The following is a 12,118-nucleotide window of genomic DNA, read 5'->3' as shown; positions in this document are numbered from 1 at the left end:
TGGTGAGCGGGTTGCCCGACCCACCACACCTGGGCAGTGCTTAGTGCTGCAGGATTTTCTCAAGGAAGTGTTGCGCGCGCTCGGAGCGGGCGCTGATGTCGCCGAAGAATTCCTCTTTCGGGCAGTCTTCGATGATCTTGCCGGCGTCCATGAAGATCACCCGGTCGGCGACCTTGCGGGCGAAACCCATTTCGTGGGTCACGCACATCATGGTCATGCCTTCCTGGGCCAACTGCACCATCACGTCGAGTACTTCGTTGACCATTTCCGGGTCGAGGGCCGAGGTTGGTTCGTCGAACAGCATGACGATCGGGTCCATCGCCAGCGCACGGGCAATCGCCACACGCTGTTGCTGGCCGCCGGAAAGCTGGCCCGGGTGCTTGTGGGCGTGAGCCGACAGACCGACGCGCTCCAGCAGTTGCAGGCCCTTCTTGGTGGCTTCTTCCTTGCTGCGGCCCAATACCTTGATCTGCGCGATGGTCAGGTTTTCGGTGATGGTCAGGTGTGGAAACAGCTCGAAGTGCTGGAACACCATGCCAACGCGAGAGCGCAGTTTTGGCAGGTTGGTCTTCGGGTCGGCGATGGAGGTGCCGTCCACGACCACGTCGCCTTTCTGGAACGGTTCCAGGGCGTTGACGCACTTGATCAGGGTGGATTTGCCGGAGCCGGACGGCCCGCACACCACGATCACTTCGCCTTTTTTAACCTCGGTGCTGCAATCGGTCAGCACCTGGAAGTCGCCATACCACTTGTTGATATTCTTGATAGAGATCATACGGCAAACCTTTTTTGCAGACGCTTGACCAGCAGCGAGGCGGAAAAGCTGATGATGAAGTAGACGACACCGGCGAAGATCAGGAACTCATTGGAGCGGCCGATGATGTCGCCGTTGGAGCGGGCGGAGTTGAGGAAGTCCACCAGGCCCACGGTGTAGACCAGCGAGGTGTCCTGGAACAGGATGATCGACTGTTGCAGCAGCAACGGGGTCATCTTGCGGAACGCCTGGGGCAGGATGATCAGGCGCATGGTCTGGCCGTAGGTCATGCCCATGGCTTGCGCGGCGGCCATCTGGCCCTTGGGGATCGACTGCACGCCGGCCCGCACGATTTCGCAGAAGTACGCCGCCTCGAACATCATGAAGGCCACGACGCAGGAGGTGAACGCACCGATCGGGGTGTCTTCGCCGGTGATCCAGCGCAGCACGAACGGCACCGCCAGGTAGAACCAGGTGATCACCAACAGCAGCGGGATCGAGCGGAAGTAGTTCACGTAGGCGCCGGCCAGGCGCGACATCAGCTTGTTGGAAGACAAGCGCATCAGCGCCAGGATGGTGCCGATGATGATGCCGCCGACCACGCCCATGACCATCAACTGCAAGGTCATGACCATGCCGTTCCACAGGCCCGGGATGGCGGGGATGATGCCACTGAAATCGAATTCCATTATTTACCCCCCACGGAGATCAGGCCGGGCACGGCAACTTTCTTCTCGACCACGCGCATCAGCAGCATCAGGCTCATGTTCAGGGTGAAGTAAATCAGCGTGGCCAAGGTGAAGGCCTCAAACAGGTTGGCCGAGAACTCGGCGGTCTGTTTGGTTTGCGCCAGCAGTTCCATCAAGCCGATCAGGGACGCCACGGAGGAGTTCTTGAAGACGTTGAGGAATTCCGAGGTAAGCGGCGGAATGATGATCCGGTAGGCCTGGGGCAGCAGCACGTTCCAGTAGATCTGTGGCAGCTTGAAGCCCATGGCGCGTGCGGCGGATTCCTGGCCGCGTGGCAACGCCTGGATGCCGGTGCGCACTTGTTCGCACACACGTGCGGCAGTGAACAGGCCCAGGCACACGACAACACTCAGGTAAGCCGAGGTGGTCGGGTTGAGGTCTTGTTTGTACCAGTCCTGCAGGTTCTGCGGCAGCATGTCGGGTATGAGGAAGTACCAGATAAACAGCTGAACCAGCAGCGGCACGTTACGAAACAGTTCCACGTAGCAGGTCGCAATGCCCGATACGATGCGGTTTGGCACGGTGCGCATGACGCCGAGTACGGAGCCCAGCAGCAAGGCGATAATCCAGGCCACGATGGCGATGGCGATGGTCCAGCCCAGTCCGGAGATGTACCAGTCGAGATAAGTCTCGCTGCCAACGCCGGTGGACTTGAAGAATACGCCCCAGTCCCAGTTGTAGTTCATTAGGGTCTCCCCTCGAGATCGATCGATGTACAAGCACCCGCTTGGGGAAGATCCTTTCCCGCCCGACGGTGAACGCCAGGCACACACGATCGGCTCGAAAACCGCCAGGTCGAGTGTTCCAAAATTAAAGCCAGCAGGTAGTAACAGACGCCTGAGGGAGGGTTGGCTCCCTCAGGAGATAAGCTTAGTCAGGTATCAGATTTTTACGTCAGGCGCTGGTTTGTCGCTTGGGTTTGCGATCAGCTCCTTCACCTTTTCGCTCATCGGGAAGTTCAGGTTCAGGCCTTTTGGTGGGATCGGGCTTTCGAACCACTTGCTGTAGATCTTGTTGATTTCGCCGGATTTGAACAGGGCAACGATGGCGTCATCGACAGCCTTCTTGAAGGCCGGGTCGTCTTTACGAACCATGCAGGCGTAGGCTTCGAAGGACTGCGGAGTACCGGTGATGACCCAGTCATCCGGCTTCTTGGCCTTGGCTTCTTCACCGGCCAGCAGGGCGTCGTCCATCATGAAGGCTACGGCGCGGCCGCTTTCCAGCATCTGGAAGGATTCGCCGTGGTCTTTGGCGGAGATGACGTTCATGCCCATCTGCTTGTCGGCGTTCATCGCTTTGATGATGCGCTCGGACGTGGTGCCAGCGGTGGTTACGACGTTCTTGCCTTTCAGGTCAGCGAAATCGCTATAGGACGGCTTGCCATCCTTGTCTTTCTTGACCAGCAGACGGGTGCCGATTTCGAAGATGTTGACGGTGAAGTCGACTTGCTGGGCGCGTTCGGCGTTGTTGGTGGTGGAGCCGCACTCGAGGTCCGCGGTGCCGTTCTGGATCAACGGGATACGGGTTTGCGAGGTGACCAGGTTGTACTTGGCCTTGAGATCGGGTTTGTTCAGGTCTTTTTTCAGTTGCTCGACGACGGCCAACTGAATGTCGTGGGAGTAGCCCACTGGCTTGCCCGAACCATCCGCGATATAGGAAAACGGGATGGAGCTGTCGCGGTGAGCGAGAGTGATCGTGCCGGAGTCGTTGATTTTCTTCAGTGTGCCGGTGAGTTCGGCGGCGAAAACTGGAGTGCTGATCAGAGCAGCAGCGATAGCTGCGCCCAAAATATGGGGAACGATACGCATCAATACATCCTCGACATTTGTTTTTTTTATGAGACCGGTTGGTACGGCCACGTTTTTATATAAACAGTACTGCGAATGCCCATGACGGCTCCTGAGGCGCCTCAGGCAATCGCCTACGAGTGTAGAGCATGAGTCGTGCCATACCAGTGATAAAAGGATAAGAGCATGATTTATATAGAGATTAACTTTGTGTGACGAACGTTTGTCGCAAGGCTGATCCGGCAAACCGAATAGGCTGGGGTGTAGCGTTCGGAAATCCGAATGCCTGGACACGTTTATATCGCCCATGAAAAAGCCCCGGGAGCGTGGCTCCCCGGGGCGTCTTGGTGTGGATTTTTCGTCAGAACGTATAGTCGGCCGAGACAACCGCTGCGCGACCATCGCCGGGTACCGCCCAACCGTTGTTACGGATTCGGGTGAGGTAGTCCTTGTTGAACAGGTTATTGACGTTCAGTTGCAGGTTCAGCTGTTTGTTGACCTTGTAGCCGAGCATCGCGCGCTGCACCGCGTAGCCGGGCGATGTCGGTGCTCCTGCGGCGCTGGCCAGGTACTGCTTGGTTTGCGCCGTGATGCCATAGCCCACCTGGAAGTCGTGGGGCAGGTCGTACACCGTCCAGAGGCTGGCCGCATGTTTGGGGGTGAAGGTCAGCGGCTCACCTTTCTGCACGTCGAGGCCGGTGGTCGCCAGGGTGTAATCGCTGGCGCTGCGCAGCACACGGGTGTTCAGGTAGGTGTAGTTGGCGAAGACCTTCCAGCGGTCAGTAAGCTGGCCGCTCAAGCCCAGGGCCACACCATCGGCACGCGCCTTGCCGTCGAGGGTTTGCGTGCCGCTGAGGTTGCTCGGGTCGTTATCGGCGACTTTGTAGTTGGTGCGGTCATTGCGGAAGATCGCGCCCGTCAGCGACAGGGCATTGTCGAGCAGGTCCCACTTGGTGCCGATCTCATAGCTGACGGCGGTTTCAGGGTCTACGTTGCAGTTGTTAGTGGCCACGCCGGAGCTTTTGGCCGGGGTGTAGCAACCCCCATTGACGCTGGCTTGGGACGGCGTCTTGCTGTTGCCGTAGGCGATATAGAAGCTGCCGTTTTCCGCCGGTTTGTAGACCAGGGCCAAGCGGTAGGACGTCAGGTCATCCGCTTGGCCGTAGCGCACGCCGGGCGTTTCCACACCGGCGCTGGAGTAGGCATTGGTCACCGAACTGCCCGCGTTGTGCTCGTAACGCAGGCCGCCATTGATTTCCCATTGCGGGTTGAGTTTGAGCGTGTCGAAGGCATAGGCCGCGCGGTTGTTCAGCGCGCCATCGACGTGGGCCGCCCGGGTGAAATTGACCGGGCCGGTCCATTCCGAGTTCGGATCGCTGTAGCTGACCGGTGGCGGCACTATCGTGCTGCCGTTGCTGTTAGTCAGCCACTTTCCGGTATCCGCCTCGTATTCCTCGCGGCTGATGGCGATACCGGTCACCAGCGTGTGGTCGATGAAACCGGTGCTGAAGTGGCTGGTGACGTCGGTCTGGTTGGTGAACATTTTGTTCTGGGTGTTGCGCTCGTTACCCAGTGAGCCACCGCTTGGCTGGAAATAGCCCGGCTTGAGGCCTGCGGCGCAAGGCGCGCCCGTGATCTGGGTGCCGCTGGCGAGGCAGCCGGCCTGCGCACCTTCGGGGCCCGAGGCGCGCAGGTCCTGGCGAACGCGCTCGACGCGGGTGAAGTTACGCACGGACACGGCGTCGTTGAAATCATGCTCGAGCTTCAAGCTGAACGCGTCCGAGGTGGTTTGTTGCTCATTGATGTTGTGGTAACCATAGAAATCGCTCCAGCCCACGCCTGGCATCGGCTTGCCGTTGTAGATCGGAATCCCGTATTGCGGTGTGTTGTCGTCTTTCTGGTGCTCGTAACTGACCGTGACGCGCGTCGGAGTACCCAGGCCAAACGCGATAGAGGGTGCGATGCCCCAGCGTTCGTAATCTTCATAATCGCGCCCCGGCACATCGTTACCATGGGCCATCAGGTTCAGACGGAACGCCGTGGTGTCGTTGAGCATCTGGTTGGTGTCGAGGGTGGTGCGCTTGTAGTTATCGGTGCCGATGCCTGCACTGATAGTGGTTTTGTCGCGCAACTCTGGCTGTTTGCTCACCAGATTGATGGTGCCGCCGACCGCACCTGAACCGGAATACACCGAACTCGCGCCGCTGACGACTTCGACCTGTTCCAGGTTGAAGGGGTCGGTGCGGCTGTATTGCGCGCTGTCGCGCACACCGTCCACGTAGATGTCGCCGCTGGCGGAAAACCCGCGCAGGTTGATGCTGTCGCCATACCCACTGCCGCCCTCACCGGCACCGAAGGTGATGCCCGGCACGGTGCTGAGCACATCGCGCAAGGTCAGCAGGTTTTGGTCATGGATGACTTCTTTGGGCACCACCGTGATGGTCTGCGGCGTGTCGCGCAATGGCTCGGTGTACTTGGGGGAAGAAGGAGCCACAGGGTTGTAGACGCTCTGGCTTGGGGCCTGACCTTCAATGCTGGTCGCGCCGAGCTGAATGACGCCTGCGTTGTCATCTGGTGCAGTCTGCGCCGCATAACTGAATCCTCCTTGCGCAGCCACTGCCAAACCCACTGCCGACGCGAGCAAATGCCGCGATGAAAGGGGGGCAGAACTGATCCCGGTAGTCATTGAGTAATCTCTTGTTGGTGTTAGTGAGATGCGATCGTAATTGATAAGCGATCTCAAATGTAATACTTTGTAACCAAGTAATTCATGAAACTTTTGCGGTCCTTGATCGCTACTCGGGGCAGTAATGCAGATTGCGCAGCCAGGCAGCGAGCCGTCCGACATCGGTGATAACCCGCGCGCCTATGTGCGGTGGGTGATGCATGCCGCTCAACTGGGTGATGCCGACGCACAGGCGACGCTGGCCCAGCTGCTGCTTGACGGCCGGGGCGTGCAGAAGGATCAGGCCCTGGCGTTGAGCTGGTTTCGCATCGCCGCACGCCAGCGCCACCCCATGGCGATCAACATGATCGGGCGCTGCCTGGAGAATGGCTGGGGCTGCGAGATTGACTTGGCTGATGCCGCGCAGCATTACCGCAAGGCTGCCGATCTGGGATTGGATTGGGGTTTGTACAACTACGGCCAATTACTGACCCGCGGCCGAGGTGTGGCGCATGACCTTGCTGCCGCGTATGAGCTGTTCCGCCTGGCTGCGGCCAAGGGACACGCCAAATCGATGAACCTGTTGGGGCGGTTCCACCATGAAGGCGTTGTGGTGCCCAAGGACGTTCAACTGGCGCGGCAGTGGTATCAGCGTTCAGCCGAGGCCGGGGATTTCCGTGGGCAGTACAACCACGCCTCGGAGCTGGCGGAGGATGGCGACGAGGTGCAGGCCTGTTTATGGCTGGAGCGGGCACTGGCGACGGCTACACCGGGTTTTCTGCAGGCGGCTTATCCGGTATTGATGGGCTCCACTTCTTCCGGCATTCGTGAAATGGGCCTGCTCTATCAGCGCCAGGCCCTCGACACATGAAAAAGCCCCTGGACCTTTCGGTGCAGGGGCTTTTTCAGGTCGGGTCGATCAGGCTGCTTCGATCTTGCCGCGATTGTGCTCGACCTTGGACAGGTAGCGCTGCACGTTTTCCTGTTCTTCCGGCGTGGTGAACAGGCCCAGCTTGCTGCGGCGCCACAGAATGTCCTGGGGCTGCGTGGCCCACTCTTCAGCGCACAGGTAGTCGACTTCGCGGGTGTACAGGCCGCCACCGAGGTGGTCGCCCATGTCTGCCAGCGATTGCACGCCTTCCAGCAGGCGCCAAGTGCGGCTGCCATAAGTAGTGGACCAGCGACGGGCAATCTCGCTCGGCACCCAGTCGTACTTGCTGCGGATCGCATCGGCCAGGGCTTCTGGCGTGCTCATGTTTTCGCCGCCGGGCAGGGTGGCCGTGGCCGTCCAGCTTTGGCGCATCTGCGTGAAGTACGGCGCCAGTTGCGCCATCGCCGATTCGGCCAGCTTGCGGTAGGTGGTCAGCTTGCCGCCGAACACCGACAGCAACGGCGCCTCGCCCGAGGTGCCGGACAGCGCCAGGGTGTAGTCGCGGGTCACGGCCGACGGGTTGTCGGATTCGTCATTGCACAGCGGGCGCACGCCGGAATAGGTGTGCACGATGTCATCGCGGCTCAGCTGTTTCTTGAAGTGCGCGTTGACCACGTTGAGCATGTAGTCGGTTTCACCTTCGGTGATCGCGACTTTCGCCGGGTCGCCGGTGTATTCGCGGTCGGTGGTGCCGATGATGGTCAGGTGGTTCAAGTACGGAATGGTGAAGACGATGCGCTGGTCTTCGTTCTGCAGGATGTGCGCGTGGGCGCCTTCATACAGCTTCGGCACGATCAGGTGGCTGCCCTGGATCAGGCGGATGCCGTACGGCGAATCCAGCTTCAAGTCATCCTTGATGAACTTGGCGACCCACGGGCCGGCTGCGTTCACCAATGCCCGTGCGCGGATCGAGAACAGGCTGCCGTCGGCGCGTTCCATGTTCATTTCCCACAGGCCTTTGCTGCGGTGCGCGCTGACGCAACGGGTCTGGGTGTGGATATGCGCACCCTTTTCCCGCGCAGCCATGGCATTGAGTACTACAAGGCGGGCGTCATCGACCCAGCAATCGGAGTATTCGAAGCCTTTGGTGATTTCGCTTTTCAGCGGGCTGTCGGGGCCGAACTTGAGGCTCTTGGAGCCTTCGAGTTTTTCCCGCTTGCCCAGGTGGTCATACAGGAACAGGCCGGCGCGAATCATCCATGCCGGACGCAGGTGCGGGCGGTGCGGCAGCACAAAACGCATCTGCTTGACGATGTGCGGGGCCTTGGCCAACAGCACTTCGCGTTCAGCCAGGGCTTCGCGCACCAGGCGGAATTCGTAATGTTCGAGGTAACGCAGGCCGCCGTGGATCAGCTTGCTGCTGGCGGAGGAGGTGTGGCTGGCCAGGTCGTCCTTTTCGCAAAGGAATACCGACAAACCGCGACCGGCTGCGTCTGCTGCAATCCCGACGCCATTGATCCCGCCACCGATAACGGCGACGTCATAGACTTCGGCAAGCGGTGGGGCAGGCAAGGTAGAAGGGGTCATCGGCTGGCCTCGCAATCTTTTTCGTATTGGAATTCGAACATAAATGTTCATTTGCGAAAATGGTAGCTCATAAACGCGGGCACAGCCAGTCCGCTTCGATTGAAAATACTGATCGAAGGGCGAAGAAAGGAAAATTTGTGAACATCAGGGGGCAGGACACCCCCTGTTTTGGGTTACACGACTTCCAGCCGAATCTTGTGCTGATTCAACAGTTGCACCAGCGCCGGGACTGGCTGCTGATCGGTGACCAGGCAATCAATCAAACTGATCGGTCCCAGGCGAATCATGGCGTTACGCCCGAATTTGCTGGAGTCCGCCGCCAGGATGACCTTGCGCGCATTGGCAATGATCGCCTGGGAAACCCGCACTTCCTGGTAATCGAAGTCCAACAGGCTGCCGTCTTCATCGATACCGCTGATGCCCACCAAGGCAAAATCGACCTTGAACTGGTTGATAAAGTCGACGCTGGCCTGGCCCACCACACCGCCGTCACGACGCACGTTGCCGCCGGTCAGGAGTACGTCGAAGTCGTCTTTGGCACTCAGCATCATGGCGACGTTGAGGTTATTGGTGATGATTTTCAGGTGGCTGTGGTTAAGCAGCGCGCGGGCAATCGATTCGGTGGTGGTACCGATGTTGATAAACAGCGAGGCGTGATCGGGGATTTGCGCGGCGATGGCTTCGGCGATGCGCTGTTTCTCGTCGCGCATCTGGTCGGCCCGCATGGCGTAGGCGGTGTTTTCAACGCTGGAGTCATAGGCTGCGCCGCCGTGGTAGCGGCGCAACAGATTGGCTTCCGCCAGTTGATTGATATCACGGCGGATGGTTTGCGGGGTGACAACGAAGAGCTGCGCCATTTCCTCGATACTCACATAGCCGCGTTCGCGAACCAGTTCGAGGATTTGTTGCTGGCGGGGAGGCAGATTCATGGTGCGTCCTTTGGGCTGCCGTAAAAAGTGGCCCATGATGACGCAGGAATCTGCTCCCTGCCAGTTACAACCCTAAGTGGGTCCGGCGCTTGGCTTATTCAGCGCCTTCGTGGGGTTCCCAGTCGCGGGTGCGGCTGACCGCTTTTTGCCAGCCGGCGTAGAGTTTTTCCTTCGCGGCTTCTTCCAGTTGCGGTTCGAATTGGCGCTCGATCACGGCCTTGCCGCGCAATTCGTCCAGGCTGCCCCAGAAGCCGCACGCCAGGCCGGCCAGGTAAGCGGCGCCCAACGCGGTGGTTTCGCGCATTTGCGGGCGCTCAACCTGGGTACCGAGGATGTCGGCCTGGAATTGCATCAGGAAGTTGTTGGCAACTGCGCCACCGTCTACCCGCAGGGATTTGAGGCGTTCGCCGGAATCCTGCTGCATGGCGTCGAGTACGTCGCGGGTCTGGTAGGCAATCGACTCCAGGGCCGCACGAATGATGTGGTCCACGCGTACGCCACGGGTCAGGCCGAACAGCGCGCCACGGGCATACGGGTCCCAGTAGGGAGCACCCAGGCCGGTGAAGGCCGGTACCAGGTACACGCCGTTGCTGTCCTTGACCTTGCCGGCGAAGTATTCGGTGTCGGTGGCATCGGCGATGATCTTCAGCTCGTCACGCAGCCATTGCACGGTGGAACCGCCGTTGAACACGGCGCCTTCCAGGGCGTAGGCGACTTCGCCGCGGGGGCCGCACGCGATGGTGGTGAGCATGCCGTGCTTGGATTTCACCGCTTTGTCGCCGGTGTTCATCAGCAGGAAGCAGCCGGTGCCGTAGGTGTTTTTCGCCTGGCCCGGTTCTACGCACATTTGGCCAAACAGCGCCGCCTGCTGGTCACCGGCGATGCCGCCGATGGCGATACCGCTTTTGGTGCGACCGTAGATTTCCGAGGAGGACTTCACTTCCGGCAGCATTTCGCGCGGCACGTCGAGAATCTCCAGCATCTTCGAATCCCACTCCAGCGTGTGGATGTTGAAGAGCATGGTGCGCGAGGCGTTGGTGTAGTCGGTGACGTGGGTCTTGCCGCCGGTAAATTTCCAGATCAGCCAGCTGTCGATGGTGCCGAACAGCAGCTCGCCGTTACGCGCACGTTCGCGGCTGCCTTCGACGTTGTCGAGGATCCACTTGAGCTTGGTGCCGGAGAAGTACGGGTCGGTGACCAGGCCGGTGGTGTCGTTGATGTATTGTTCGTGGCCGTCGCGCTTGAGCTGCTGGCAGATCTCGGTGCTGCGGCGGCATTGCCACACGATGGCGTTGTAGATCGGGCGGCCGGTGATTTTGTCCCAGACCACGGTGGTTTCACGCTGGTTAGTGATACCGATGGCCGCGACCTGGTCGTGGTGCAGGCCGGCTTGCGCCAGGGCCTCGACCATCACCGCGCTCTGGGTGGCGAAAATTTCCATCGGGTCATGTTCGACCCAGCCGGCTTGCGGGTAATGCTGTGTGAATTCACGCTGGGCGGTGCAGACCACGTTGGCGTCACGGTCAAAGATGATCGCCCGGGAACTGGTGGTGCCCTGATCGAGGGCAATGATGTAGTTCTTATTCTGAATGTCGGTCATGTCGATTGCCTTGGACGGAGAATAGGGGAGTCAAGTAAACAGCCTGGGCCGCAAAAGGGCAGTGCGGCCCAGGCTATCGCATCAGGAAGTACGGGTTTTGCCGCTGGCGGCCGCTTCGGTTGCATCAGTTGTAGCAGGTGCGGCGCTGGGCAGGTGGCGGGCGATCAGCCCGCGATACGCCGCAGCACCGAGGCAGGCACCGACAATCGGTGCAAAAATCGGAATCAGGAAGTAAGGAATGTCGCGCCCGCCGGTGAAGGCCATTTCACCCCAACCGGCGAAAAAGGTCATCAGCTTGGGACCGAAGTCACGGGCCGGGTTCATCGCAAAGCCGGTCAGCGGGCCCATGGCACTGCCGATCACGGCGATCAGCAAACCAATCAGCAGCGGTGCCAACGGGCCACGGGGCAGGCCGTTGTTGTCATCGGTCACGGCCATGATCACGCCCATCAGGATCGCGGTAATGACCATTTCCACCAGGAATGCCTGGGCCGTGCCCAGCAGCGGATGCGGATAGGTGGAGAACACTGAGGCCAGTTCCAGGCTGGCCTGGGTGCCGCGAATCATGTGGTGGGTTTGTTCGTAATCGAAAAACAGGTTGCTGTAGAGCGTGTAAACCAACGCAGCCGAGCAGAAGGCGCCGGCGACTTGGGCGATGATGTAGAACGGCAGTTTGCGCTTGTCGAAATCGGCAAAAATGCACAGGGCGATACTGACCGCCGGATTGAGGTGAGCCCCGGAAATACCGGCGCTCAGGTAGATCGCCATGCTGACGCCGATCCCCCAGATGATACTGATTTCCCACAAGCCAAAGCTGGCACCCGCGACCTTGAGCGCAGCAACACACCCGGTACCGAAGAAGATCAGCAACGCAGTGCCCAGGAATTCGGCCATGCATTGACTTGAGAGTGAAGGCTGTTGAAGAGCAGTTGTCATGGAAAACCTCTGTTTTTGTTGTTGTCTGGCGTTTTGCCGCAACGGGCAATCGGCGATTTTCACCGTGGCGAGGATCCCCATCCTCTTCGCGGCTTACTGCTGTGAATCCGCAGGTCTATTCCTACAGTATTCGTAAACGAAAAAATATAGACAAGAATGACGGCTGTCAAAGGTCGAAAGTGAACGATTGGTCATTTTGTAATTATTGGTGTGGTGAATGATCGTGCCGTGAGCGCCGGT

10 protein-coding genes are annotated in these 12,118 nt (G+C 59.5%); 1 reads left to right on the top strand and 9 read right to left on the bottom strand.

The window, feature by feature from the left end:
• Positions 1 to 40: 40 nt before the first annotated feature.
• The 5 genes from ACA046_RS26600 to ACA046_RS26580 all read right to left on the bottom strand — a co-directional run bounded on the left by ACA046_RS26600 (position 41) and on the right by ACA046_RS26580 (position 5,976).
• Positions 41 to 775, bottom strand: a complete 735-nt coding sequence (locus ACA046_RS26600; protein ID WP_003208734.1) for an amino acid ABC transporter ATP-binding protein — start codon at positions 773 to 775, stop codon at positions 41 to 43.
• Positions 772 to 1,443, bottom strand: a complete 672-nt coding sequence (locus tag ACA046_RS26595; RefSeq protein WP_076015429.1) for an amino acid ABC transporter permease — start codon at positions 1,441 to 1,443, stop codon at positions 772 to 774. Before ACA046_RS26595 ends, ACA046_RS26600 begins: the two co-directional genes overlap by 4 nt.
• The gene (locus tag ACA046_RS26590) at positions 1,443 to 2,189 is read right to left on the bottom strand and encodes an amino acid ABC transporter permease (protein ID WP_076015428.1); all 747 of its coding nucleotides are present in this window, start codon (positions 2,187 to 2,189) and stop codon (positions 1,443 to 1,445) included. The genes ACA046_RS26595 and ACA046_RS26590 overlap by 1 nt, the downstream gene beginning before the upstream one ends.
• 195 nt (positions 2,190 to 2,384) lie before the next feature.
• The gene (locus tag ACA046_RS26585) at positions 2,385 to 3,311 is read right to left on the bottom strand and encodes a glutamate/aspartate ABC transporter substrate-binding protein (protein ID WP_076015427.1); all 927 of its coding nucleotides are present in this window, start codon (positions 3,309 to 3,311) and stop codon (positions 2,385 to 2,387) included.
• Positions 3,312 to 3,651: 340 nt separating this feature from the next.
• A complete protein-coding gene (locus ACA046_RS26580) occupies positions 3,652 to 5,976 on the bottom strand; it encodes a TonB-dependent receptor (protein ID WP_497675284.1) in 2,325 nt (774 codons plus the stop codon).
• A 124-nt stretch (positions 5,977 to 6,100) separates the two neighbouring features.
• Here ACA046_RS26580 and ACA046_RS26575 point away from each other — a divergent pair, with 124 nt between their 5' ends.
• Positions 6,101 to 6,826 carry a tetratricopeptide repeat protein gene (locus ACA046_RS26575; RefSeq protein ID WP_459023523.1) on the top strand — a complete coding sequence of 242 codons (726 nt, stop codon included), beginning with the start codon at positions 6,101 to 6,103 and terminating at the stop codon, positions 6,824 to 6,826.
• Positions 6,827 to 6,874: 48 nt separating this feature from the next.
• Here the strand turns inward: ACA046_RS26575 and glpD are convergent, their stop codons facing one another.
• The 4 genes from glpD to ACA046_RS26555 form a co-directional block, all read right to left on the bottom strand.
• Complete coding sequence (gene glpD / locus ACA046_RS26570) at positions 6,875 to 8,413, bottom strand: glycerol-3-phosphate dehydrogenase (protein WP_497675283.1); 1,539 nt, start codon at positions 8,411 to 8,413, stop codon at positions 6,875 to 6,877.
• A 173-nt stretch (positions 8,414 to 8,586) separates the two neighbouring features.
• Positions 8,587 to 9,342, bottom strand: coding sequence for a DeoR/GlpR family transcriptional regulator (locus ACA046_RS26565; protein ID WP_076015423.1), 756 nt, complete (start codon positions 9,340 to 9,342; stop codon positions 8,587 to 8,589).
• 94 nt (positions 9,343 to 9,436) lie between these two features.
• Complete coding sequence (gene glpK / locus ACA046_RS26560; protein WP_063027424.1) at positions 9,437 to 10,942, bottom strand: glycerol kinase GlpK; 1,506 nt, start codon at positions 10,940 to 10,942, stop codon at positions 9,437 to 9,439.
• A gap of 81 nt (positions 10,943 to 11,023) precedes the next feature.
• Complete coding sequence (locus ACA046_RS26555; protein WP_497675282.1) at positions 11,024 to 11,878, bottom strand: MIP/aquaporin family protein; 855 nt, start codon at positions 11,876 to 11,878, stop codon at positions 11,024 to 11,026.
• Positions 11,879 to 12,118: the final 240 nt, after the last annotated feature.

Source organism: Pseudomonas sp. LBUM1641, assembly GCF_059716235.1.
Note: the sequence above shows the minus strand (reverse complement) of the source record. Positions and strands in the feature narration are given on the sequence as shown.